Source organism: Flavobacterium sp. U410, from assembly GCF_053570605.1.
Window position 1 is genome coordinate 250,786 of the sequence record NZ_JBSEFI010000001.1, and the last position, 24,744, is coordinate 275,529.

Consider the following 24,744-nt stretch of genomic DNA (forward strand, 5'->3'; position numbering starts at 1 on the left):
TCCGCAAATTAAAGCGGTTGAATGTATTCCAATTGGTCCAAACTCACTTTAGACGTGAAAATGCCATAATTCACAACGGCTTTATTCTTTTCAATTTTATCAATCGTTCCTATTGATCTTCCGTCGATCATGCGAACTCTGTCGCCAACTTTCAACGTAACTTTTGGTTTGTTCAGTTCTTCCTCTTTTTTCTTTTGCTTTTCTTCTTTCTTCTTTTCGCGGATTTCTTCCACTTTTACCTGAACTTCGGCAATGACTTGTTTTTCTATTTTTTCTTTGTCGATTTTTTCTTTCTTCGTAATTTTTTTACGTTTTGAATTCTCAATTTCCACCATTTTCAAAAACTCGCCAATCAACGTTTTTTTGTCTTTATTATTAAAGTATTTCTCAGAAATATCATCCAAGCGTTGCCCTAAATAAATCAAGCGTTGGTTGGCATCGTACAATTCCTGGTAGCGTTCCAATTTGTCTTGAATTCGCGCATTAATTTGCTCCATTTTTTGACTTTCTTCTCTTGCTTTTGATTCTTCTTCTTTCAGATTTTGAGAAGTTTTTTCCAATTTAGAACGCTCTTTTTGCAGCGTGGCAATGGTTTTGTCGAAACGAACTTTACTGCGTTCAATTTTCTTTTTAGCGCGATTAATTAATCCGAAAGGAATTCCGTTTTTCTGTGCTACTTCAAACGTAAACGAACTTCCGGGTTGACCTAAATGCAATTTGTACAAAGGTTCCAATGTTTTTTCGTCAAACATCATATTCGCATTGGTCGCAAAAGGCAATTCGTTAGCCAAAATTTTTAAATTGGTATAATGCGTGGTGATGATACCAAAAGCTTCGCGAGCGTAGAATTCCTCCAGAAAAGTTTCTGCCAAAGCACCACCCAATTCAGGATCAGAACCCGTACCAAATTCGTCAATTAAGAACAAGGTTTTAGCATTACACTTTTTCAAGAAATAATTCATGTTTTTTAAGCGATAGCTGTACGTACTTAAATGATTTTCAATAGATTGATTGTCGCCAATATCTGTTAAAATTCTGTCGAAAAGAAACGTTTCGCTTCGTTCATGAACCGGAATCAAGATACCACTTTGCAACATTAATTGCAGTAAACCAATGGTTTTCAGTGTAATACTTTTACCACCGGCATTCGGACCCGAAATCACAATAATTCGGCTTTCATCATGCAATTCAATAGTTTGCGGATGTATCGGTTTCTTTTTTGCTTTATTGGTCAACCACAAAATAGGATGGAAGGCATCTCTGAAATACAACCTTTTTTCATCGGTTATTTTGGGCAACAAAGCATTGATTTTGTGCGCATATTTTGCTTTAGCAGCAATAACATCAATATCACTTAAAAACTCCTGATAATCACTCAAAAGTTCTTTAAAAGGTCTGATTTGGTTCGTTAATTGCTTTAAAATACGAATAATTTCTTCGCGTTCGTCTTGCAATAAACTATTCAATTCGCGCGAAAAACGCAGCGTTGCATCGGGTTCAATATAAACCAAACTTCCGGTTTTGGAACTTCCCATTACCGAACCTTTTACTTTTTTGCGATGCATAGCCAAAACTGCCAAAACACGTCGGTTGTCCACAACGGTTTCTTTGATGTCATCTAAATATCCGGCGGAATTGTATTGGGACAATGCCAACCCGAAACTTTGATTGATTTTGCCACGAACCACTTGAATATTTCGTCTGATATGAACTAAATCGGGCGATGCATTATCTTTGATTTCGCCATATTTGTCAAAAACATTTTCAATGGCGGTTACAATAGATTTTTCAATGGCAATTTCAATCGCTTTGGTTTGTAATTTTGGATAATAATCTTCAAATTTTTTGAAATACTGAATAAGAGCAATAGTCGTTTCGGCCAAATGAATAATTTTTTTGAAACTGGATGCTTCTAAAAAACTATCTTCAATTCCCAAGAATTTTAATTCGTTAGTAATGGTTTCAAATCCGTGATTCGGAATGGCGTTATTATTGGTAAACGAAGCTAAATATTCAGAGGTTTGCGTTAAATTATCAAGTAATTCCGCTTTGTTTTTAAAAGGAACTATATTTTCGGCCTTTTGCATCCCGATTTCAGTATGACAATGATCTGAAATGGTCTGTAAAATGGTATTAAATTCTAAGTCTTGTAACGTTTTATCGGTAACTGAAATCATTTTCTAAGTTGTAAAATAGCAAAGTTACAAAGTTTGGAAAGTTTTATTTTTAAAAATAGTATTTTTGAGAAAAATTTAAAAAATGCAAGTAAAAATCAATTCCTCTTGGCAACCGTATTTACAAAATGAATTTGAAAAGCCTTATTTTCAAAATTTAGTACAATTTGTTAAAGAAGAGTATACTAAAAATACGTGTTATCCCAAAGGAAATCAAATTTTTGCTGCTTTTGACGCTTGTTCTTTTCAAGATGTAAAAGTCGTTATCATTGGTCAGGATCCATATCATGGCGCAGGTCAAGCTAACGGATTGTGTTTTTCGGTTAATGACGGTATTTCTTTTCCGCCGTCACTCATCAATATTTTTAAAGAAATTGAACAGGATTTGGGGAAACCGATTCCTAAAACAGGAAATTTAGAACGTTGGGCTGCGCAAGGAGTTTTACTTTTAAATGCGACTTTAACAGTGCGGGAAGCTTCTGCCGGAAGCCACCAGAATAAAGGTTGGGAAACATTTACAGATGCTGTAATTGATGCTATTTCTAAGCAAAATGAAAAAGTGGTGTTTTTGCTTTGGGGCGGTTATGCCAAAAAGAAAGGTGCTAAAATAGACCGAAGCAAACATTTTGTTCTGGAAACCGGGCATCCTTCGCCATTAAGTGCTAACAGAGGTTTGTGGTTTGGAAATAAGCATTTTAGTAAAACAAATGAAATTTTGGAAAGAATAGGGAAGAAACCGATTGAGTGGTAAATTTTTTAATTTTACGCAGAATGTTTACATACTTTTCTCATCATATTTACAATTATTGAATAACCAATTTGATAATTTTGTTTTCAAGGAAACTATATCTTTTGGAATATTTAATGTTTCTGTAATTTCTTTAATATCATTTATATATGTTACATATTCGCCTGTTTTTGAAAAATCTTTTTCTTCTATTTCAGTGAATATTTTTAGAGCTATTTTAAAATTTATTTGAAGTAATTCAATATTTTTATTATCATAAAGTTTTTCTTTCCAAGCATCTCTCGCTTGATTAATTCTAATATCTAAATAATCGTATACCTGATAATAATTGCAATCTTTTTTTCCAATATAAATTTTATCATTTCCTAAATATTGTTCAAATTGTGTAACTGTAGGGTCAATAATTACATTATTATAATTATCAAGATTTATCCAATAGTGGGGTTTACCATCATATTGACCAGCAGAGAGTGAATTCTTAAAACCTTTATAATTTGTATATAGTGATAATGGGTAACAAATTGTAAAACAAAATCCTTGAAGACTTTTATGAGAAGGAATTAGACATAAAAACTCTTCACACCAATTCTTTATTTTATCTTTATCTTCAGTTGTTATTTCTTGTATCATAATTTGGAAAGTTACCCGAGCTAGACAATAATTTATTAACTAGAGCATTAAGCTTATTCGAATATTTCAGGATTTGGCTCAGATAAAGTTAAGGTTTTAATTTTATCTAAGTTATAGGCTGTTGTTGTTTTTAATTCTGAGTCATATATGTATACAAATTTTGATGTTTGCCCTAAATATTCTAAATTGCTCGAATCTTTTGTGCTTATTTTTTTATTATCATCAATAATAAATTCAATATTTTCTTTTAATATAAAAGTTGCATTAAAAATACCAACTCCAAATGGGAATATAATTATAAAAAGAAATGTAAAGAAAACAATTTTTATCCAATCATTAAATGAATAATTAGCAATTTCTTTATTACTAATTATTATTTCTTTCATACTTTGTAACATACCAAAAGCAACAAAAAATAAAATACTGGATAAAAAAAGTAAAAAGGAAAATTCTCTAATTTTTTTGTATAAAAAAGAAAATGTAATCAAGAATATAATAGAAATAATAATTATGATTCCAAAATTGGTTAAACCAAATTTTTTATAAGATTTTGTCCACCAAGATTTTTTATTTAAATCTATATCTTCAATAATCATATATATCATGAAAGCAAATAAAAAACCTATCCAAATCCATCTTGCAAAAACAATTGTCAAATCTTCTATTGATAAAAATGAAGTAATGCTAAAATTATATTGTGAATAATATCCAACCGAAGCAAAATAACCAGCTACGATTGATATTGTAAAACAAATAAAAATATATTCTAAAAGTGTTTTCATATATATTTTTCAAGCTTAATGCTGAGTCTCAAATATACGAAACTAATTACATGATATTAAAAAAAGAATAACTATAGAATTATAAATTTTAAAGTAGAGTATATAGTATCAATTCTGCTGAAATTTCTTTTTTTATAAAAACGTGCATTATTTAAAAATCCTGTCGACCAATATTACTTAATCAGTAATTAGCCATTTAAACGAGATTTTGATAATTTTAAAATATCAGTTTTAGAATCGTTTGTAAATCCACTTTTTTGCGGATTTATCTAACTTAAGACGAATCCAATCCATCTCTGCTTGTTGTTTTCGAGCTTGTCTAATTAAATCGTTAACCAATTCACTTTTACTGGCATATTCATTATTTTCAACTTGTTCTTTCAACCATTCGTCATTAGGTTCTGTAAAAGAAATACTTTGTCTAGCCATAATGGGATGTTTTGATGTGAATTTACACCAAAAACGAATCATTAGCAATCTTTTATCAATAAAAAGTTAATTCCCCTAAAATCTCTTCTTTCATAAAAGGACCGCCGGGATAGGTTGCCGTGTAATCTAAATTCATCCAAATTTGACCTCGTTCGTCAATGTGGTAATGAATTTGTTGGTTTTTACTTTCCTGTACAAAAAGTACTTTTTTAATCAGGTAAATAGCGGTTTCTAAGTCGCTTTTGTTACCAATGAGCATTTCAGGATACAAATGTCCGCCGGTGTGAATAATTCTTGGTGTTCCGCCAACAGCTTTAATACAAGCCGACATTAATATGGCATGATCGTCACAATCGCCCGAAAAATGCAGTACACTTTCGGAAGCATACGCAATATATTCGCGCCCTTGTGGATCATTCACGTAGTTCCAACGCTTTTTAATTTCAGCAAAAACAGCAAAACATTGAATGAGTTTACGATCGGAAGGATATTGTTTTACGTCTTGTTCAAAATGTTTGGTGGTTGCCATTAATGCAAAATTTCGCACTTTAGGATTGGTGAAATCTACAGCGTCAATGATTTTAGACTTATTAGGGAAAGGCAGTAGTTTCGAAATAATCAAATCTTGCGGTTTCGGACTTTCTTTCATGGAATAAATCATATAGCGATAATCTTCAAAAACGCGATCAAAGCCGTAATCACCAAATGCAGTTCCGTAAAGTAAAATAATTAAATATAAAAAGATGCATAAAATGATAATCGTTTTTAAGCTTTGCAGAATAAGCTGAATAGTGGCTAAAATGAGGATGAATAATAAAATCCGATCCAGATTATAAGGCCAGTTGAGTTCAATTAGGTTTTGATGCGCTATTAAAAATACCGGAACTGCAATTAAAATATTAAGCATAAAAATGATAACCGTATCCCATGGCTTTGGTAACGAAAGCTTTTCTTTGATTTTAGTAAGAATGTTGGGTTTTTGGGTTATCATCTGCTTTTAAAACGATAAAATTAAGTAATTATTTAGCTATCGCTTCAAAAGGTAATTTTTTTTCAATAATATTTAACGTTAACAATCGGTTTTGGATTTTTTCCAATGTTTTTGCATCTAATTTTTGTTGAGACCATTTGGTTAGAGCCAACCATTCCCGAATGTCTTCTAACTTTTGATTGTATTTGGAAGCCAAAGTTCTATCGATACTCGGAATCATTTTAAATTCTTCGGTAGTCGTATTGATGATGTCTAAGATTTGCTCGATAATTTCCGGATCATTTTCCAAAACTTCGTTGCGAACAGCAATTACAAAACACGGCCACGGAGTAGGGCAGTCGGCCACTCTGCGGAAAGTTCCATTGTCAACCAAAGGTTTCGTCATAAAACGTTCCCACATAAAATAATCGGCTTTGCCGGAAGTTAAGGCTTCCACAGCACCGTCAATGGTATTGACAATTTCAAATTGAAGTTCGTTTGTGTTCCAACCTTGGTTTTCCGCATTGACAAAACTCATCAAATGCGAACCCGAACCGAAGCGAGAAATAGCGGCTTTGGTTCCTTTTAAATCGTCCAATTTTTGATAGTGCGATGTTGCTGCAACGTGAATTCCCCAAATCAGTGGACTTTTGACATACACTTGTACAATTTTTGACGGATTTCCTGCTGCAATATCTTTCACGATACCTTCGGTTAAAATTACGGCAATATCGGTTTCTCCGTCGCGAAGCATTTGGTACATTTTTCCCGTACCTTCCGGCACATCAGTCCATTGTAAATCAATACCGTAATCTTCAAATTCTCCGTTTTCAATACAAAGATGCCAAGGTAAGTTGAAGTGTTCCGGAACTCCGGCTATTTTTATTGTTTTGCTCATTTTTAGTTCAAATTTGGATAAAAGTAACAAACCCTAACATAAAATGCTAGGGTCTGTGTTACAAAAATAAATAAAAAACAAATCAAAAATATGATTAAACTGACACCATACTATTTTCTTTCATAGAACCTGTTTCTCTAAAGCGAACGTGGAAATCAAAAGCTTCTTCCAAAATGTGCGGTGTGTGACCACCTCTTTGACATGCTCTTGTAAAATAATCCTGAATTGCTTCTTTGTAATCAGGGTGTACACAATTTTCGATAATAACTTTAGCTCGTTCTCTAGGCGCTAAACCGCGTAAATCGGCTAGACCTTGTTCTGTAACTAAAATGTCAACATCGTGCTCTGTGTGATCTGTGTGTGAAACCATTGGTAACACATGAGAAATAGCATTGTTTTCTTTAGAAGCCGATTGGGTTACGAAGATGCTCAAATAGGAATTACGAGCAAAATCTCCCGAACCACCAATACCATTCATCATTTTAGTTCCTCCGATGTGAGTTGAATTTACGTTTCCGTAAATGTCAAACTCAATTGCTGTATTGATGGCAATAACGCCTAATCTTCTGATGACTTCTGCGGCATTACTGATATTTTGAGGTCTTAACACAATTTTGTCCTTGTATTTGTCAAAGTTTTGCATTAAGTTTTTATAACATTCTTCAGATACGGTAATAGAAGAAGCCGAAGCAAAATCCATTTTACCGGCATCAATTAATTCAAAAGTACTGTCTTGTAATACTTCAGAATACATGATTAAATTTTTGAAATCACCTTTAGTAAATCCTGTTAAAACAGCATTAGCTACTTTACCGATTCCGGCTTGAAGTGGCATTAAAGACTCGGTCATTCTTCCCGATTTTACTTCGTCTTCAAAGAATTTTACCAAGTGATTAGCAATTGCAATCGTTTTTTCGTCTGGTGGGGCAATCTGGGCAGGGCTGTCAGTAATGTCGGTGAAAACTACACCAATTACTTTTTTAGGATCAATCGTGATGTACTCATTACCGATTCTACTATCTACTGCAGTAATTTCGTAAGGCTTTCTGTTGGGATAAGCTTCCGGTAAGTGAACATCGTGAATTCCTTTAACAGCCATTGGAATTTCAGTATTGATTTCAATGATGATTTTATCAGCCATTTGTGCAAATGTTGCCGAATTTCCCACTGAAGTTGTTGGAATAATATTTCCGTTTTCGTCTACATAAGTAGCTTCAATAATGGCTAGATCTAATTTAGATAAATGACCGTTTACTAATAATTCAGAAGTTTCACTTAAATGTTGGTCAATGAAATATACATCACCGTTGTTGATTTTACCTCTAAGAGTGGCATCAACTTGGAAAGGCATTCTTTTAAGTAAAGCATTGTTTTTAGCCAAATCAGAATCAGTAGTGTGTCCTAATGAAGCTCCTGTAATTAGAGTAATCGCAACGTTTTCATTTTCAGCTCTTTTGGCAAATGCAGGAAGAACCGCTTTACTGTCTCCGGCTTTGGTAAATCCGCTTGATCCAACAGTCATTTTATCTTTTATTAAAAAAGCGGCTTCTTTAGCTGAAATTATCTTATCTTCGTACTCTTTAAATAATATTCTTTGAGATGTCATTTTAATTAATTTTTTGTCGATTTATTAAAAAACAAATCGATATTTTATTAATAGTTAATCGGGTTTTGGTTGTTTTAATAAATACATTACAATTTTATAAAGAATTATTAACGTCGCTTTATTGTTATAAGACAAATTAATATTCATTTAAGACAGGTAGGACAGTATGGTAGAAAAGTATTACACAAAGAGTGTAGATGTAGATGAAAATAGCATATATTGTCATCATGATTTAATGGGAGAGCTCTTAATTCCGACGCATAAACATGAAAAGGCACAATTATTATATACAGAAGGTGGAATTGTTTATGTGACGACCGAAACTAAGACTTATTTTTTGCCGGCGCGCCATTTTATGTGGATTCCCAATGGAGTAAAACACAGTATTCATCCCAGTTCGGAAGATGTAATGATGCGTAATCTGTATTTTCCGATGGAGAAAAGTGATGTAGAGTTTTATAAAACGGAAGGGATTTATCCTTTGACGGATTTACTGTTGCAAATGATGATGTTTACCAATAGATGGAACGGAAATTTAAAAAAAGGAACGCGAAATTATACCATTGCTAAAGCAATTAAAGCGATTTTACCTGAAATTTGTGTGAATAATTTACCATTGGCTTTGCCTTTTCCGAAAGATAACCGATTGATCAAAATCATTCAGCATTTGGAAAAAAATTATCAGGATCCAATATTGTTTTCTGATTTGGCCAAAAAATATGGATTTACCGAACGAACCTTACATCGTTTGTTTCATAAAGATTTAGGTATGTCGTTTATTCAGTTTTTTACCATTAAAAGAATGCTGAAAGCTATTGAATTGATGATCGAAAAGAAAATGACGATAAATGAAGTTGCCATTGCTGTGGGTTATAATAGTGTGCCTACTTTTAGTAATACTTTTTATAAGTTGTTAGGACAACGTCCTTCCGAATATATTAACGGAGTAGAAGTATTGCGAAAGTTATAATTATTGCTAATTTTTTAATTGTGCCTTCTTATCTAGTAAAAGAGTTGAAATTTATAAAAAAAGAACGAGAAGTCGCATTGTGATGAGATTTCTCGCTCTGTTTTGACAATTATAGCTAGCTTATTCAGCCAATTTATTTAAAGTATATTCAATTAAGCTATCAACGGCTTTGTATGGATCTTCGCTAAATGTTCCGTCAGCGCGATTGGCAATAATAGCATTCAGAGACAAACATTGGTGACCCAATAATTTTCCTAAACCATAAATAGCGCCGGTTTCCATTTCAAGATTGGTCATTTTAATTCCGTTGAAATTAAAATTATCCATTTTATGATTCAATTCGGGATCTTGTATCGGTAAACGCAACACACGACCTTGCGGTCCGTAAAATCCACCGGCTGTTCCTGTAAATCCTTGAAATATTTGGTCACTTGCAAATTTTTTTGCCAAGGTTTCGCTTCCTTTAATTACATACGGACGTCCTTTTCTTAAATCCCAATTGGTTTGCGTTATAAAAGCATTTTCCATTTCAGGTTCGTTGATACCGTCAATAATATAGGAATGAATCATATTATCTAAACCTAAACCATATAAACTCATTACTTTGCTATCGCAAGGAATATCTGCTTGCAAAGACCCCGAAGTTCCCACGCGTACAATATTTAACGAAGTTAGTTCCTTTTTGATGGTTCTGGTTGCTAAATCGATGTTGACCAAAGCATCCAATTCGTTCATCACAATATCAATATTATCAGGACCGATACCTGTTGACATAACCGTTAAACGTTTTCCTTTATAGATTCCGGTTTGTGTTTTAAATTCACGTTTTTGAGTGGTAAATTCAATAGAATCAAAATGTTTGGTTATTTTTTCAACTCTGTTTTGGTCGCCCACAAAAATGATATCGTGTGCTATATTTTCAGGTTTTAAGTTAATGTGATAAACACTGCCATCAGGGTTTAAAATTAATTCTGAAGCTGCAATCATGTTCGTTATTTTATTTAGTTTGTTTTTGATTTGTTCTGATTTATCCGCCAACTCGTTTGGTTTTAAATCCCTTTTCTTGTAAAATTTTCATAATTTTATCACGATAATCACCTTGAATGATAATCGCTCCATCTTTAAAACTTCCGCCAACGCTTAGTTTGGTTTTGATTTCTTTAGCTAAAATCTTGAAATCTTCTTCTTCACCTTCGTAGCCTTCAATAATGGTTGTAGGCTTTCCTTTTCGTTTTTCATATTTACAAATCATCGGTTCTTTTTGAACGAATAATTCGTGAGGTGTATTATCTTCAATTTCCGGTTCTTCAGAAGGTTGATGCTCCGGAAATAACTTTTTTAATTGATCTTGTAAATCCATTTTTACTATTTTATAGCCAAAAGCTTTATAACAAAGTTAGCAGTTTCGTTTAAAAAACGAAGTGATACAAACGAAAAAAGGCATTAAGAAAAACTCAATGCCTTTTTTCTTATGATTAAAACTAAAAAATTATTTTTTGATTAGGCCTAATTCTACTAATCTTTCGTGTAAAAATTCTCCGGCTGTAATATCATCATATAATTTAGGATGATTGTCATCAATGCAATGCTCTAAACAATTTAAAGGCATTTCACTTACCGGGTGCATAAAGAACGGAATGGAGTAACGAGAAGTTACCCATAATTCTCTAGGCGGATTTACTACTTGGTGAATGGTAGATTTCAACTTATTGTTCGTATGACGCGATAACATGTCGCCCACGTTAATCATTAGTTCGTCCGGTTGTGCAATAGCATCAATCCAGTCTCCGGCATGGTTTTGAACTTGTAAACCTTTACCGTGAGCCCCCATTAATAAAGTGATCAAATTAATGTCACCATGAGCAGCAGCACGAACGGCGTCTTTCGGTTCTTCCGTAATAGGAGGGTAGTGAATAGGTCTTAAAATACTGTTTCCTTCCGCTACAAATTTGTCGAAATAAAATTCGTCTAAACCTACGTACAAAGCTAAAGCTCTTAGAACATAAATTCCTGTTTTTTCCAACATTTTATAGGCTTTTTCACCTACTTCATTAAAATGAGGCAATTCTATAACCTCAACATTTTCCGGATACTCCGCTAAGTATTTAGAACCTTCCGGCAGGTATTGGCCAAAGTGCCAAAATTCTTTTAAATCACCTGTTGTACGACCTTTAGCAGCTTCTTTTCCAAAAGAAACATAACCGCGTTGTCCACCAATTCCAGGGATTTCATACTGTGATTTAACGTCTACAGGTAATTCAAAAAAATGTTTTACCTCAGCATATAAATCTTCAACCAATTGGTCATCTAGGAAATGACCTTTTAATGCTACGAAACCGATCTCTTCGTAGGCTTTTCCGATTTCATTTACAAATTTTTGTTTGCGTACCGGGTCATCCGATAGGAAATCACGCAAGTCAACACTTGGAATTTTTTGCATTACTTGTTTTTTGTTAATAACTTAAATCGGCTTAAAAGCTTTATTTTACAAATATATAGAAATGTTTTAATATCAAAATGCCAAAGTTATTAACAATGCTTTTTGCAGTAGATAGTGTTTTGAAATATTTATTATAACAAAAGGTGCTTAAAATGTTATTTTTTATACTTTTGGGTAAACTAAAACCAAAACAAATGAACTTTGATAGAAAAGATCTAAGTAATTCACAACTAATTGATTTATATAAAAAGGTTTTAAAACCAAGACTGATTGAAGAAAAAATGCTGATTCTACTTCGTCAGGGAAAAGTTTCTAAATGGTTTTCCGGAATCGGTCAGGAAGCCATAGCTGTAGGAATCACAGCCGCTTTAGATAAAGACGAATATATTTTGCCGATGCACCGTAACTTAGGTGTTTTTACGACTCGAGAAATCCCGTTACATCGTTTGTTTTCGCAATGGCAAGGCAAAAAGAATGGTTTTACTAAAGGACGTGACCGCAGTTTTCACTTTGGTACACAAGAATACAAGATTATCGGAATGATTTCGCATTTGGGACCGCAAATGGGGGTGGCTGATGGAATTGCTTTGGCCAATAAATTACATCAAAATGGCAAAGTAACCGCAGTTTTTACAGGTGAAGGAGCTACTTCTGAGGGGGATTTTCACGAAGCATTGAATGTGGCTTCTGTATGGAAATTACCGGTTTTGTTTGTGATTGAAAATAATGGATATGGTCTGTCAACGCCAACCAACGAACAATATGCCTGTGAGAATTTAGCCGATAGAGGAGTAGGTTATGGTATGGAAAGTCATATTCTTGACGGAAATAATCTTTTAGAAGTATTTCATAAGATTACGGAATTAAAACAATCACTTCAGGAGAATCCGCGTCCGGTTTTATTGGAATTTAAAACGTTTAGAATGCGTGGACACGAAGAGGCGAGTGGTACTAAATATGTTCCGAAGGAATTAATGGAAATGTGGGCGGTGAAAGATCCGGTGCAAAATTTTAAAGAATTTCTTTTGAGAACTTCAGTTTTAAATGATGAGCAAGACGAACAAATTGCAGCTGAAATTAAAAGGGAAATAGACGAAAATTGGGCTATTACGCAAGCAGAACCCGAATTAGAAGCTTCTTTAACAGAAGAATTGGGAGATGTGTACCAATCGTATGATTATAAAGATATTCCGTATAATCCGGAAACAGGAAATATTCGTTTAATTGATGCTGTTTCTCAGGCTTTGCGCCAATCGATGGAAGTTCACGATAATCTGGTTATCATGGGACAAGACATTGCAGAATATGGCGGTGCTTTTAAAGTAACGGATGGTTTTGTAGATGCTTTTGGTAAAGAGCGCGTTCGCAATACGCCTATTTGTGAAAGTGTCATTGTGTCTGCGGCTAATGGTTTGTCCGTCAACGGATATAAAGCAGTAGTGGAAATGCAATTTGCCGATTTTGTTTCTACCGGATTTAACCCAATTGTCAATTTATTAGCCAAACAACATTACCGTTGGAATGAAAAATCGGATGTTGTGGTTCGAATGCCATGCGGTGGCGGAACTCAGGCCGGACCTTTTCATTCACAAACTAATGAAGCTTGGTTTACCAAAACTCCGGGTTTAAAAGTGGTATATCCTGCTTTTCCGTTTGATGCTAAAGGTTTGTTGAATACGGCGATCAATGATCCGAATCCGGTTATGTTTTTTGAGCATAAACAATTATACCGAAGTGTTTACCAAGATGTGCCGAAAGATTATTATACATTGCCTTTTGGTCAGGCGAGTTTGTTGAAAGAAGGAAATCAGGTGACGATAGTTTCTTTTGGAGCAGGAGTGCACTGGGCTTTGGAAACATTGGCTAAACATCCTGAAATTTCAGCTGATTTAATTGATTTAAGAACGCTGCAACCTTTGGATACTGAAACTATTTTTAATTCGGTTAAAAAAACAAGCCGTTGTATCATTTTACAGGAAGATACATTATTTGGCGGTATTGCCAGCGATATTTCTGCAATGGTTATGGAAAATTGTTTTCAGTATTTAGATGCTCCGGTTCAAAGAGTAGGCAGTTTAGAATCGGCTATTCCGTTTATGAAAGTATTGGAAGACCAATATTTACCGAAACAGCGTTTTGAAGAAGTATTATTAGAATTATTGAAGTTCTAAAAGAGATAATAAAACTTTAAAAAAACAGCTCCAGCAAGTACTTTCGGAGCTGTTTTTATATTGAATTGTCTAGTTCTTTGACTAGCCTTAAGAGCTCATTTGTTGTTTTCCAATTTCGAGTTGTGGTTTTTACTTTTAATTTGGATTCCAGAAAAGTATTTGTCAGTTTGGTTTGTCCATAACCTTTTGGACAGTATAAATAAACAGCATTTTTAGCAATAGACAATTTTTCTTCGTTTTGTATTTTTTCCTCTATAGCACTACTAGTTGTCATTATTGGGGTAGCAGATAAAAACGTAATGTGCATCCATTCGGGATTATTGCTGTTATCTTCTAAAAACGGATTATTCTCTATTATTTGTTTCAGTTGTTCAAATTTCATAACAATAACAGGTATTTCATACCCATAATTGCTTTTAATTTGTTCCGATATTTTTTGTTCTAAAAGAGTTGTATCGGAAAGTGAACTTGTAAAAATAACATTTCCACTTTGTATATATGTTGTAATATTATCGAATTCTAATGATTGGTATAATGTTTTTAAGGCATCCATTTTTATAATGTTTTTTCCGCTAACATTAATTCCTCGAAGAATTGATATATATGTTGTCATTTTATTCTTGTTTTAATATGCTTGCCCTAAAGTTGTTAATATTTCCCACCAATCTGCTTTTCCTGTTTTTTTTCCGAGTCTTACAATAATCAGATTCTTTTCAGGATGAACATAAATGTATTGTCCTAAAATTCCTTGCGCCATAAAATCTCCCGTTTGAGTGGGGAGCCACCATTGGTACTGATAATACCAAACGCTTCCATTTGTTGCATCGTTTTGAGTCGATTTTTTTACCCAATCCTCAGAAATAATTTGTTTTCCGTTCCATTTTCCTTTGTTCAGATAAAGTTTTCCGATTTTAGCATAATCTCGTGCTCTTGCGTTAATACAGCAAAATGTCTTTTCTAATCCGTCTTTATTTCTGTCTAAACTCCAACTTGCATCAAATTCCATTTCTAAAGGTTTCCAAATTTTTTCTTCGAGATACGATGTGATACTCTTGTTTTTCAATGCTCTTTCTAAGACTAATCCTAAAATTTGTGAATTGCCACTAACATATTCAAATTGTTTTCCAGGTTCGGCTTTCAGTTTCAATTTTTCAATTGCTTTTCGCAAGTTTGTTCCATAATAAAAAGTGGCCGCATCTCCAAAAGGATTTGAATAACTTTCATTAAAATCAAGTCCCGAGGTCATTTGTAGCAAATGTTCGATAGTTACTTTTTCAAAGCTATTTTCTTTTAGTTCAGGAATATAGTTTGTTACGGGTTCACTTACGGATTGAATCAGTTTATCATCAATAGCACACCCGATTAAAATAGAAGTAATTGACTTAGCCATTGAAAAAGAAGGAACTATTGATGTTTCATCATAGTTATCCCAGTATTTTTCATATTGGATGGAATCATTTTGAATGACCAGAAATGCAACAGTTTTGTTGTCTTCTAAATATTCTTCAAAAGGATAACTTTCTCCCTTTATGTTTAATTCTTTTGGAAATTTACCTTTTGCAGCAACGGGAAATGTGAATTGAGTAGTTCCGTTTTCAATATCTCTTACAGGGAATTTTTTATAATCGTTAATATCTGCAAAATTGTAAACTACAAACCTTGTGATTTTACAAGAATTTAAAGTTGTTAGAAGTAATAATGTTAATGTAATAAACTTAAGTAATTTTAATTTCTTCATTTTTTGAAGCTTAGTTTTAAAGTAACGTAGAATGGACATAACGTGTTAATTAAAGAGTACTCTTTTTTAACACTGGCTAACTCAAATATACGAATACTTTCGGATTTTAGGAGACAGATTGATGAAGTAGGATCTAGAAGTGATAGATAGTTATAATAGTAGCTAATCAAGTTGTATTACGTTTAATTAGAACGTTATTCGGTGTAAAATATATAAAAGAATTATTAGAAGAATTCCGATAAATTCAAAACTTATTAGTTTTAATTTATAATCTTTTTCTTAAATTAATTGAGTAGATTTTAATTTAAATAGGAAAACTATAATTCAAAAGATTAAGCAAAAAACAGCGTTTTTTATATCTTCAAAAGGCATTAAAAATGAGTTCTATTCAATTCCAAGATAGACAGAGATATAAAGTTTTGTATCTTTGCATACTTATTTAAAAATGTTTTAAAAAATGAGAATGAATAAAAACACTGTTTTAGCTTGGGCAACTTTTATCATGATATTAATGGGACTTTTGATTATCGGTTTAGCAATCTATAGATATGATGATGTTGCAGGTTGGGGATTTGGTGCTGTTGGAATAGGTTTTTTTGCAATTGCTTGGGTATTCAATGCTTTAAAAGGAAGAGTTTAGTAGAAGTAATAAAAGAAGTTCAACATATTACTGACAATGAAAAGATATCGTTCTTTTAATAACAGTTTATTGAGGAATGAATGTTATGCATTAGACAATGACAAACATGGTTAGTTATATGAAAAGAAAAATAAGATGATGTCATTATACATTTTGCTAAAAGATTAGTATAATCTTAAACAAAAATAGCTAATATATTAGCTATTTTTGTTTTTAATCACTATATTTGGTTATTATTTTAGCTAAAAAATGAACAAATATAGTGTAGCAAAATTACCGTCGGATATATTAAAAGAAATAGCCGAAAATCATAAAAAATTACGAAAGTCTTTGAAATTATCGCAGGCAGAATTAGCCACGCGTTCAGGAGTTTCATTGGGAACTATAAAACGATTTGAGAGAACGGGGCAAATAGCATTAGAATCATTGTTAAAACTTGCTTACCTTTTAAATGCTTTACAAGATTTTGAAACTATTTTTAAAAGAGACGAAGACTTAACCGCAGTTAAAAAATTATTTAGCTCAAAATAAGTAATACAGATGAAAATAGAAAAGCTTTCGGTGGTTATAGACTTTGGAGATACAGTAAAAGACGTCGGAGAACTTGTGATAAGCAATAAAAAGATATTTTTTAAATATTCTTCAGAATTTATAGCATCCGATTTACAAATATCTCCTTTCAAATTACCTTTAACTGATGCTATTGTATCTGCAGATAATTATCCTTTTGAAGGTCTTTTTGGCGTTTTTAATGATTCTTTGCCTGATGGTTGGGGAAAATTGTTGTTAGATAGAAACTTACTTTCAAAAGGTATCGATTTAATTCAATTAACACCTTTAGACCGATTAGCTTATGTAGGAACAACAGGTATGGGAGCATTGTTATACAAACCAACTTTTGAAGCTGAAAAAAATATCAATCAAGAGTTAGATATTGACACTATTGCTACAGAAGCTAATTTGATTTTAGAAGGAGAAACCACTGCTATACTTGAAGAATTGTATCTATTAGGAGGTTCGTCGGGTGGAGCTAGACCAAAAGTAATGGTAGGTTATAATCCAAAGAAAAACCATATCATTTACGGAAGCCATGAATTACCATCAGGATATGAACATTGGATAATTAAATTTCCTTCTTCTTTTGACAGAAAAGATATTGCAAATATTGAATATGCTTATCACTTAATGGCAAAAGATGCCGGAATAGAAATGAGTGATTGTAAATTATTTCAAAGTAAATCAGGTAAATATTATTTTGGCACCAAACGTTTTGATAGAGTGGAAAATAAAAAATTGCATTTACATTCAGCAAGTGGTCTATTACATGATAATTTCCGATTAAGTAATTTAGATTACGGGCATCTAATGGACGCTACTTTTCGATTAGAGCGAAGCGTATTAGGATATGAAAAAATTTTAAAACTTGCAGCATTTAATCTATACGCTCACAATAGAGATGATCACAGTAAAAATTTCTCGTTTATGATGGATAGTACAGGTAATTGGCAATTAGCACCTGCTTACGATTTAACTTTCTCAAATTCATCACATGGTTTTCATAGTACAATGATCGCAGGTGAAAGTAAATCACCGCGAGAAGAGCATTTATTAGAATTAGCAAAAAACTTTAGTATGAAACAACCTAAACTCCTCATCGAACAAGTTAAAGATTCAGTTTCAAAATGGAATAAATTTGCAAAAGAAAGTAACGTCAGTTACGATTCACAAACTTCAATCAATAATACCATTTCATCGTTGTTAAAACAATAGTCCTATTATTGACAAACGTTGAAATAAAAGGTATATTTGTAACTTTAAATGATTAAAAATTATAAAAATAAATATGTCAGACGATAAGAAAGTAATACTATTTAATGTAAATATTTGATATTAAATTAAATAACATTACTTTTTTCGTTGAGGTGGGAAGTTTTGATTTAATAGTGGGAATTATATTAACTTTTTCACTTTCTGTACAGTTCCTGAACTTTTATCAGTTAATTTCATCACTTTTCTTATAGATAAACCTTGGTTAAGTAATTTAATTACATCTTTATTTTCATTTAAGAATGTAGTATTATCTTTTTTATATCCGTTTTTTCTGCCAACAATTCCACCATTTTTTCTATAACTATCATATCCGGATTTAATTCGTTGTCTAATTTGAGTTCGTTCCATTTCTGAAACAGAAGTTAGTATCTGAATTAAGAATTGGGACATCGGATTTACTTCACAATTATCATTTAAAGTCTCTATATTATGATTTTTAATGTAAAGTGATATACAATTGTCATTTAAGATTTTAATTGTCTTTAAAACCTCTATAGTGTTTCTGCCTAAACGTGATAATTCCCAACAAAGAACTTTATTTATATTATTTTCTTTAATAAAGTTTATCATATTCATTAACTCTTTTCTTTCTTCATTATTTTTTGAACCCGAAATTGTTTCTTGAAAAATGCTAGTTAATTCATAATTGTTTTTTAAGGAATATTCTTTTAGTTCTTCAATTTGTCTTCTGTTATCTTGTGTTTGTGTCGAAACTCGGGAATATATAACTACTTTCATCTTGTGTCAATTTAATATTTTATATTATAAAGATACGGATAACGTATCAAATAACCTCATCTTTAAAGATTAAAATGATACAAAATAAGAATGATACAAAAAAGTTGATTTATTGTTCTTGTGGATCGTTGTTTTTTCGTCTTTCAAATTCTAAAATTAAATCACTAAGATTAATTTCAAGTCCTTGACATATTTCAAGAAGATATAAAAAAGTAGGGTTGAAATTTGACTTTTCTAACTTATGGATACTTTGTTGGTCTTTCAAAATTTTCAGTCCTAATTTTCGTTGAGATAAGTTTTTCTCTTTTCTCAAATCTCGTATAGTTTCCGAAAGTATTTTTAAATCTTTATTATCCATTTTTGTTTAAAGTGGAAAATTCGGATTTATATCAAACTTTAATAACATATGATTGTATGTTATTTTGTAAAAAAAGATTTATATTTGAAAAACTTTAAAAACGTTATTAAATATGAAAAAAATCTTTTCTCTTTCATTGATGTTAGTTATTTCATCAATTATCTTTAGTTGTAGTAGTGATAGTGGAAGTTCTGATATGTCACAAACACAAGATTTAACAACAAATGTTCCTAATCAAATAGATTATAATCCTTCATCAAATGGAGATAATTATGTTAAAGAAGGAACAGGTAATAATGTTGTACTTGGAACTTTATTTAATTCTTCATTAAGTGGTCAATTAAGTGTAACTCTATCAGGAACAGATAGTGGTTCTGTTGAAGTCATAAACGGACAATTAAAAACAAAATCAAATGTTAATTTTACAACTGGTTCTAAATCGGTTAATTATACGATTACTCAAACAGGAACATCATTTTCAAGAACAGGAAATTTAACTTTTGATGTTTATTATAATTTAGATACCTATACTTGTGATAATGTAATTTTTATTGAATGGAAAGTAGACGGAACACAACCCACATCACCACAATCTAAATCTGTAGATGGAGTACCGTATCAATATTTAATTGATGATACGATGATTTTTCAAATGGTTTCAGATAGAAATTATTTTTTATCCACTAATAGTAGTACAGGATGGAATAGTTGGACAACTTACAAAGTTCAATCTACTGGAACATTTAATTCATCATTAGTTTATGGTGTTGTTAATAGAAATGTTTTTTCTAAAGTTATTGATTTACCAAGTAATCCAAGTGTAGATAATAAAAGAGTGTATGAATTAGATGTAACTCACATAGACCCAAGTAACGCAACATTTGATAGTGATGTTAATACTTGTAGTGACCCGAGTGATGATAATGGAATTTATGATTGTACTCAAATTTAATTTTTATGATTCGAATTTTAAAAACAGGTAATGATAGTTACACTGTAACTTATTTAAATATAAATTTAAACTTTACAGGTAAAGAATTATTAAAATTTTTTCTTGAAAAAAATAAATCAATAGATGAAATTATTGAATATGGATTGACAATTAATGATTTTAGAAGTATAAGAATTGGTCAGATTTTAGAATTTATTTAGATATTTAAAAACAGTTCTTTTAAGAACTGTTTTTTTTTGAAATCTTATAGTTATAATTATCATTTGTAAATATAGAATAATTACAATTTAATTGTTTTATTAGGTAATTTGAAATAGAAAATTTGTCATTTCTATTGGTAATATTCTCTAAATCAATATTACAATCTTTAAATACTTTTTTCGTAGTAGTTTTAAATTTTTTTATATCAATATCACTATCATATAGAATATGAATATGAGTGTGAAGATTTTTAAAAAATCTACTTCCAGTACTTAGTTTTTCAGTAAATTCAAGAACGTATATATAATTTTGATAACTATTTTTGTTAGATTTTCTTAATGTGTTGAAAATCTTGTTTTTAAAGTCAAAATTTAAACTTTTAAGGTCTTTTTTGTCTAAACTTGTAATTGTGATAAAATACAGGTTTTTAGATTGTTTAATCAATAAATTTGAGTGTTTTAATATATCATATATAATCTCATTTTTTTCTTTATAATTATTATTCTTACTTAATATCATTATTGTATAATTCAACCATTACGATTGAAATAATCGTTTATTTTTAAATAGTATGGTTTTTTTATTTTCATTTAATTTCAGGTTATGCTAATTTATTCTAGAGTTTAACATCTCTTAATTACTTTGTTCTATTTGTATTTTTATCTTCTCAATTTTAATCTTTAAATCGTATATATGGCGTTTTTTTACATCGGTTGTATTTCGTCTAAATTCTTCGTATTTCTTTAATCGTTCTTTTATTTTTCTAAACTTTTTTAAGTTCATTAGTTGATGTTTTTACTTATATATTAAAGTTCAAAAAAAGTTTATTTAATTCGGTTAATTTTTTTTAATTTATCTTTTAGTTCTTCAATATCAATAGGATGGAAGTCGGTTTCGTAATTAATATTGTTGTTTATTATTATTGGAATATCAACTCTCTTTTTTTGTAAAAAATCGTTGATTTTCGTTTTTATTTTTCTGTTTAACATTTTACTTTTTTCTTTTATATATTAAAAGATATTTTGTTCTCGATTAAACGAGTTATATCATCTTTAAAATGTTCGTCTTTAATTTCAAATTGTTTTATATAGTTTTCGGTTGTTGTAACAGTTGAATGATTTAGTCTATCCTTTACTTCGTAGATATTTATATTATTTTTTATCATTAAAGTTGTGAAGGTGTGTCGAGAAACGTGTGAAGAAAGTTTGATTTTCCAATCTGTATTAAACAACTCATTTTCGCCTTGTTGTACTTTATATACTTTGTTGTATATCTTATAGATTTGTCTCAATCTCAAATTATATAGATTTCTTAAAATTTTGTATTCATTGTATTCGTTTTCATTTAGCCTATTTCCTTGTCCGTAGTTTTTAAAATAATCAGAAAACTTTTTACTAAATTTATCTAAAAAGATATATTGATTACCGTTTTCAATTTTATGTTCTAAAATTGATTTCATCGTATTCATATATAATTTTTGATTAATGTTAAATTCAATTTCTTGTATGGTTTCAGTTAATTGATTTTTCAAAAAAGTATTCTTTTTTGAAAGTTCTTTTAGTTCAATTAATGAATATTTTCTATTCTCAAAATCTTCATAATCTTTAAAGTTATAATTATTTAGAGACTTAATTTTTTCCTTACTTATAAGGGTTTTACAATTATCATCATTTATAAATTCGTTATACTTTTTTGTGTCAAATAATTCACTTAAAATAACAAAATGTAGTCTTGTCATAGAGAAAATAGTTCTCTTTTGATTCTTCATCATTTTGTATTCTATTAAGTGAGATTTTACATTATTCCACCTTAAAAATAGCAAATCACTTACACGCATTCCGTTTGAAATAATTTGAAAAAAGAACATTTGTAAAGTTAATTTTTGTTCTTTGTTCAAATGTTCAGAATTAATTAATTTACTTAAATTATCTAATTGTTCTTGAGTTAAGGATTTCTTTTCGGGTTTTTCAGTATCGGTAAATTTTAGTTTCTTGAAAATATTTCCTTGAAAATAATAAACATCATTATTTATAATATCATTATAAACAACCTTAATCCCTTTTAAATATGATGTCATAGTTGAGTAATTTATGCACTTTGGATCTTTAACGGTCATACAATAAACTATAAACGATTGTAAAAATTCTCTGTCAAAATCTTTAATTAAAATATCTGTTCTATTTGTATATTTTAAAAAATTTTTCATTTTATTTAATACATTGTTTAAGTAGTTTTTATGTCCTACAGTTAGTTTAAGTTCAATTAATCTTTCAAAGTATTTTATAAATGAAATATCGGTTTCTTTTTTATTTTTTAATTTTTTTAAGTCTACATTACTTTTAAAATCTATATGATGTTTATACTTATATAAAAAGTCGTCAATTTGTTCGTTAATTTCTTCAGATTTTTTATATTTAGTTGAGAATTTTTGAAATTCAACCGACCAATATTTTTTAAAATCAAATTCATCAACTTTAATTCCCAAACTTTTTTTAATTTTACGTCCGTTTTCAATATGTTGAATTTGAAGAAAACCAAAATCATCATTTTTTGATTTTTTTGACAAAACTATTTTTAATGACATAATATAATAGATAATAGTTATTTGATAAAGATATAAAAATAAGTGGGAATTAATGTGGGAATTTTTAATCTAATAATCGAGTAATTAAAAACGAGTTAAATAACTGAAAATTAATAAATTAATAAAAAATAAATCAATCATATGTCAGACGATAAGAAAGTAATTTTCTCCATGTCAAGGGTAAGTAAAACTTACTCTAGTACAAATAAAACAGTGCTTAAAGATATATATTTGAGCTTCTTCTATGGTGCCAAAATTGGTATTTTAGGACTTAACGGTTCCGGGAAGTCTTCTTTGCTGAAAATTATTGCAGGAATAGACAAAAACTATCAAGGAGACGTTGTTTTTGCTCCGGGTTTTACTGTTGGTTATTTGGAACAGGAACCGCAATTAGACGAATCGAAAACCGTAATTGAAATTGTTAGAGAAGGTGCTGCTGAAATTTATGCTCTTTTAGAAGAATTCAACAAAATAAATGACGATTTTGGTTTGCCTGAAGTGTATGAAGATGCTGATAAGATGCAAAAATTAATGGATCGTCAGGCAGAACTTCAAGATAAAATTGATGCAGCAGGTGCTTGGGAAATTGATAACAAATTAGAAGTAGCTATGGACGCGCTTCGTACTCCTGATGCTGATACGCCAATCAATGTTTTATCCGGAGGAGAAAAACGCCGTGTAGCTTTATGTCGTTTATTGTTGCAGCAACCTGATGTGTTATTATTAGACGAGCCAACCAACCACTTGGATGCAGAATCGGTTCTATGGTTAGAGCAACATTTGCAACAATATTCAGGAACTGTTATCGCAGTAACGCACGACCGTTATTTCTTAGATAACGTTGCCGGTTGGATCTTAGAATTAGACAGAGGAGAAGGCATTCCGTGGAAAGGAAATTATTCATCTTGGTTAGACCAAAAAGCAAAACGTTTAGAACAAGAAGAAAAAACAGCTTCTAAAAGAAGAAAAACTTTAGAACGAGAGTTGGATTGGGTTCGCCAAGGAGCAAAAGGTCGTCAAACCAAACAAAAAGCGCGTTTGCAAAACTATGACCGTTTGTTGAACGAAGATCAAAAACAATTAGAAGAAAAATTAGAGATCTATATTCCAAATGGTCCTCGTCTAGGAACCAATGTTATTGAAGCAAAACATGTTTCTAAAGCTTTTGGAGACAAACTATTATATGAAGATTTAAACTTCACACTACCTCAGGCAGGAATTGTGGGAATCATTGGTCCAAATGGTGCCGGTAAATCTACAATCTTCCGTATGATTATGAATGAGGAAAAACCTGATGGTGGAGAATTTACTATTGGAGATACCGTTAAGATCGCTTATGTAGATCAATCACATGCTAATATTGATGTAGAAAAATCAATCTATGAAAATTTCTGTGACGGACAAGAATTAATCATGATGGGCGGACGTCAAGTAAACTCCAGAGCCTATTTGTCTCGCTTTAATTTTGGTGGAAGTGACCAGAACAAAAAAGTATCCACATTATCAGGAGGAGAACGTAACCGTCTTCATTTAGCCATGACCTTAAAAGAAGAAGGAAACGTGTTGCTTTTGGATGAACCAACTAATGATTTAGATATCAATACACTTCGTGCTTTAGAAGAAGGTTTAGAAAACTTTGCAGGTTGTGCTGTTATTATTTCTCACGACCGTTGGTTCTTAGACCGTGTTTGTACACATATTTTAGCTTTTGAAGGCGATTCTCAAGTGTATTTCTTTGAAGGTAGTTTCTCTGAATATGAAGAAAATAAGAAGAAACGCTTAGGAAAAGAGGTTACACCAACACGTATCAAGTATAAAAAATTAATCCGATAATTTATCCCAAAAATCCTGATCATTTCATCAGGATTTTTTTTACTTTAGTAGC

At 31.1% G+C, this 24,744-nt stretch carries 27 protein-coding genes; 9 read left to right on the forward strand and 18 right to left on the reverse strand.

Features of this window, described 5'->3' with window-relative positions; translation table 11 throughout:
* Positions 1-8: 8 nt before the first annotated feature.
* On the reverse strand, positions 9-2,177 hold the full coding sequence (locus ACUSJC_RS01195; RefSeq protein WP_449267723.1) for an endonuclease MutS2: 2,169 nt from the start codon (positions 2,175-2,177) through the stop codon (positions 9-11).
* Positions 2,178-2,259: 82 nt separating this feature from the next.
* Here ACUSJC_RS01195 and ACUSJC_RS01200 point away from each other — a divergent pair, with 82 nt between their 5' ends.
* Positions 2,260-2,925, forward strand: a complete 666-nt coding sequence (locus ACUSJC_RS01200) for a uracil-DNA glycosylase (protein ID WP_449267724.1) — start codon at positions 2,260-2,262, stop codon at positions 2,923-2,925.
* A gap of 24 nt (positions 2,926-2,949) precedes the next feature.
* Here the strand turns inward: ACUSJC_RS01200 and ACUSJC_RS01205 are convergent, their stop codons facing one another.
* The 6 genes from ACUSJC_RS01205 to ACUSJC_RS01230 all read right to left on the reverse strand — a co-directional run bounded on the left by ACUSJC_RS01205 (position 2,950) and on the right by ACUSJC_RS01230 (position 8,237).
* Complete coding sequence (locus ACUSJC_RS01205) at positions 2,950-3,552, reverse strand: hypothetical protein (RefSeq protein WP_449267725.1); 603 nt, start codon at positions 3,550-3,552, stop codon at positions 2,950-2,952.
* A 53-nt stretch (positions 3,553-3,605) separates the two neighbouring features.
* Positions 3,606-4,334, reverse strand: coding sequence for a hypothetical protein (locus ACUSJC_RS01210; RefSeq protein WP_449267726.1), 729 nt, complete (start codon positions 4,332-4,334; stop codon positions 3,606-3,608).
* Positions 4,335-4,565: 231 nt separating this feature from the next.
* Positions 4,566-4,763: a ribbon-helix-helix domain-containing protein gene (locus ACUSJC_RS01215; protein ID WP_449267727.1), complete on the reverse strand. Its 198-nt coding sequence runs from the start codon at positions 4,761-4,763 to the stop codon at positions 4,566-4,568.
* A gap of 55 nt (positions 4,764-4,818) precedes the next feature.
* On the reverse strand, positions 4,819-5,754 hold the full coding sequence (locus tag ACUSJC_RS01220; RefSeq protein ID WP_449267728.1) for a transglutaminase: 936 nt from the start codon (positions 5,752-5,754) through the stop codon (positions 4,819-4,821).
* A 28-nt stretch (positions 5,755-5,782) separates the two neighbouring features.
* Complete coding sequence (locus ACUSJC_RS01225) at positions 5,783-6,631, reverse strand: substrate-binding domain-containing protein (protein WP_449267729.1); 849 nt, start codon at positions 6,629-6,631, stop codon at positions 5,783-5,785.
* Positions 6,632-6,725: 94 nt separating this feature from the next.
* Complete coding sequence (locus ACUSJC_RS01230; protein ID WP_449267730.1) at positions 6,726-8,237, reverse strand: succinate CoA transferase; 1,512 nt, start codon at positions 8,235-8,237, stop codon at positions 6,726-6,728.
* 166 nt (positions 8,238-8,403) lie between these two features.
* On the opposite strand from ACUSJC_RS01230, the gene ACUSJC_RS01235 reads away from it, so the two are divergent.
* On the forward strand, positions 8,404-9,207 hold the full coding sequence (locus ACUSJC_RS01235; RefSeq protein WP_449267731.1) for an AraC family transcriptional regulator: 804 nt from the start codon (positions 8,404-8,406) through the stop codon (positions 9,205-9,207).
* Positions 9,208-9,327: 120 nt separating this feature from the next.
* Here ACUSJC_RS01235 and ACUSJC_RS01240 read toward each other — a convergent pair whose 3' ends face one another.
* From ACUSJC_RS01240 to ACUSJC_RS01250, 3 genes are all read right to left on the reverse strand, one after another.
* Entirely contained in the window at positions 9,328-10,194 is an 867-nt protein-coding gene (locus ACUSJC_RS01240) for a nucleoside phosphorylase (protein ID WP_449267732.1), read from the reverse strand.
* Between the two features lie 40 nt (positions 10,195-10,234).
* The gene (locus tag ACUSJC_RS01245) at positions 10,235-10,567 is read right to left on the reverse strand and encodes a translation initiation factor (RefSeq protein ID WP_449267733.1); all 333 of its coding nucleotides are present in this window, start codon (positions 10,565-10,567) and stop codon (positions 10,235-10,237) included.
* A gap of 129 nt (positions 10,568-10,696) precedes the next feature.
* Positions 10,697-11,647 carry an isopenicillin N synthase family dioxygenase gene (locus ACUSJC_RS01250; protein ID WP_449267734.1) on the reverse strand — a complete coding sequence of 317 codons (951 nt, stop codon included), beginning with the start codon at positions 11,645-11,647 and terminating at the stop codon, positions 10,697-10,699.
* A 194-nt stretch (positions 11,648-11,841) separates the two neighbouring features.
* Between ACUSJC_RS01250 and ACUSJC_RS01255 the strand changes: the two genes are divergently transcribed.
* Positions 11,842-13,818 (forward strand): alpha-ketoacid dehydrogenase subunit alpha/beta, encoded by a 1,977-nt coding sequence (locus ACUSJC_RS01255; RefSeq protein ID WP_449267735.1) that lies wholly within the window; start codon positions 11,842-11,844, stop codon positions 13,816-13,818.
* Between the two features lie 55 nt (positions 13,819-13,873).
* On the opposite strand, the gene ACUSJC_RS01260 is transcribed toward ACUSJC_RS01255, so the two are convergent.
* The gene (locus tag ACUSJC_RS01260) at positions 13,874-14,431 is read right to left on the reverse strand and encodes a DUF1697 domain-containing protein (protein WP_449267736.1); all 558 of its coding nucleotides are present in this window, start codon (positions 14,429-14,431) and stop codon (positions 13,874-13,876) included.
* Positions 14,432-14,443: 12 nt separating this feature from the next.
* Positions 14,444-15,556, reverse strand: a complete 1,113-nt coding sequence (locus ACUSJC_RS01265) for a serine hydrolase domain-containing protein (protein ID WP_449267737.1) — start codon at positions 15,554-15,556, stop codon at positions 14,444-14,446.
* 463 nt (positions 15,557-16,019) lie between these two features.
* On the opposite strand from ACUSJC_RS01265, the gene ACUSJC_RS01270 reads away from it, so the two are divergent.
* The 3 genes from ACUSJC_RS01270 (at position 16,020) to ACUSJC_RS01280 (ending at position 17,966) form a co-directional block, all read left to right on the forward strand.
* The gene (locus tag ACUSJC_RS01270) at positions 16,020-16,196 is read left to right on the forward strand and encodes a CAL67264 family membrane protein (RefSeq protein ID WP_170108217.1); all 177 of its coding nucleotides are present in this window, start codon (positions 16,020-16,022) and stop codon (positions 16,194-16,196) included.
* A 249-nt stretch (positions 16,197-16,445) separates the two neighbouring features.
* Entirely contained in the window at positions 16,446-16,727 is a 282-nt protein-coding gene (locus ACUSJC_RS01275; RefSeq protein WP_449267738.1) for a helix-turn-helix domain-containing protein, read from the forward strand.
* 9 nt (positions 16,728-16,736) lie between these two features.
* Positions 16,737-17,966: a type II toxin-antitoxin system HipA family toxin gene (locus ACUSJC_RS01280; RefSeq protein ID WP_449267739.1), complete on the forward strand. Its 1,230-nt coding sequence runs from the start codon at positions 16,737-16,739 to the stop codon at positions 17,964-17,966.
* Positions 17,967-18,146: 180 nt separating this feature from the next.
* Here the strand turns inward: ACUSJC_RS01280 and ACUSJC_RS01285 are convergent, their stop codons facing one another.
* Together ACUSJC_RS01285 and ACUSJC_RS01290 are read right to left on the reverse strand one after the other, a co-directional pair.
* On the reverse strand, positions 18,147-18,764 hold the full coding sequence (locus ACUSJC_RS01285; RefSeq protein WP_449267740.1) for a recombinase family protein: 618 nt from the start codon (positions 18,762-18,764) through the stop codon (positions 18,147-18,149).
* Between the two features lie 109 nt (positions 18,765-18,873).
* The gene (locus tag ACUSJC_RS01290) at positions 18,874-19,122 is read right to left on the reverse strand and encodes a helix-turn-helix transcriptional regulator (protein ID WP_449267741.1); all 249 of its coding nucleotides are present in this window, start codon (positions 19,120-19,122) and stop codon (positions 18,874-18,876) included.
* Positions 19,123-19,234: 112 nt separating this feature from the next.
* Here ACUSJC_RS01290 and ACUSJC_RS01295 point away from each other — a divergent pair, with 112 nt between their 5' ends.
* Together ACUSJC_RS01295 and ACUSJC_RS01300 are read left to right on the forward strand one after the other, a co-directional pair.
* The gene (locus tag ACUSJC_RS01295) at positions 19,235-20,074 is read left to right on the forward strand and encodes a hypothetical protein (RefSeq protein ID WP_449267742.1); all 840 of its coding nucleotides are present in this window, start codon (positions 19,235-19,237) and stop codon (positions 20,072-20,074) included.
* A 5-nt stretch (positions 20,075-20,079) separates the two neighbouring features.
* Positions 20,080-20,274: a hypothetical protein gene (locus tag ACUSJC_RS01300; RefSeq protein WP_449267743.1), complete on the forward strand. Its 195-nt coding sequence runs from the start codon at positions 20,080-20,082 to the stop codon at positions 20,272-20,274.
* A 19-nt stretch (positions 20,275-20,293) separates the two neighbouring features.
* On the opposite strand, the gene ACUSJC_RS01305 is transcribed toward ACUSJC_RS01300, so the two are convergent.
* The 4 genes from ACUSJC_RS01305 to ACUSJC_RS01320 all read right to left on the reverse strand — a co-directional run bounded on the left by ACUSJC_RS01305 (position 20,294) and on the right by ACUSJC_RS01320 (position 22,859).
* Positions 20,294-20,794, reverse strand: coding sequence for a hypothetical protein (locus tag ACUSJC_RS01305; RefSeq protein WP_449267744.1), 501 nt, complete (start codon positions 20,792-20,794; stop codon positions 20,294-20,296).
* 114 nt (positions 20,795-20,908) lie between these two features.
* Positions 20,909-21,058, reverse strand: a complete 150-nt coding sequence (locus ACUSJC_RS01310) for a hypothetical protein (protein WP_449267745.1) — start codon at positions 21,056-21,058, stop codon at positions 20,909-20,911.
* Between the two features lie 41 nt (positions 21,059-21,099).
* On the reverse strand, positions 21,100-21,264 hold the full coding sequence (locus ACUSJC_RS01315) for a hypothetical protein (protein ID WP_449267746.1): 165 nt from the start codon (positions 21,262-21,264) through the stop codon (positions 21,100-21,102).
* A gap of 14 nt (positions 21,265-21,278) precedes the next feature.
* On the reverse strand, positions 21,279-22,859 hold the full coding sequence (locus ACUSJC_RS01320; RefSeq protein ID WP_449267747.1) for a tyrosine-type recombinase/integrase: 1,581 nt from the start codon (positions 22,857-22,859) through the stop codon (positions 21,279-21,281).
* 141 nt (positions 22,860-23,000) lie between these two features.
* Between ACUSJC_RS01320 and ettA the strand changes: the two genes are divergently transcribed.
* Positions 23,001-24,692: an energy-dependent translational throttle protein EttA gene (ettA, locus tag ACUSJC_RS01325; RefSeq protein WP_449267748.1), complete on the forward strand. Its 1,692-nt coding sequence runs from the start codon at positions 23,001-23,003 to the stop codon at positions 24,690-24,692.
* Positions 24,693-24,744 lie beyond the last annotated feature (52 nt).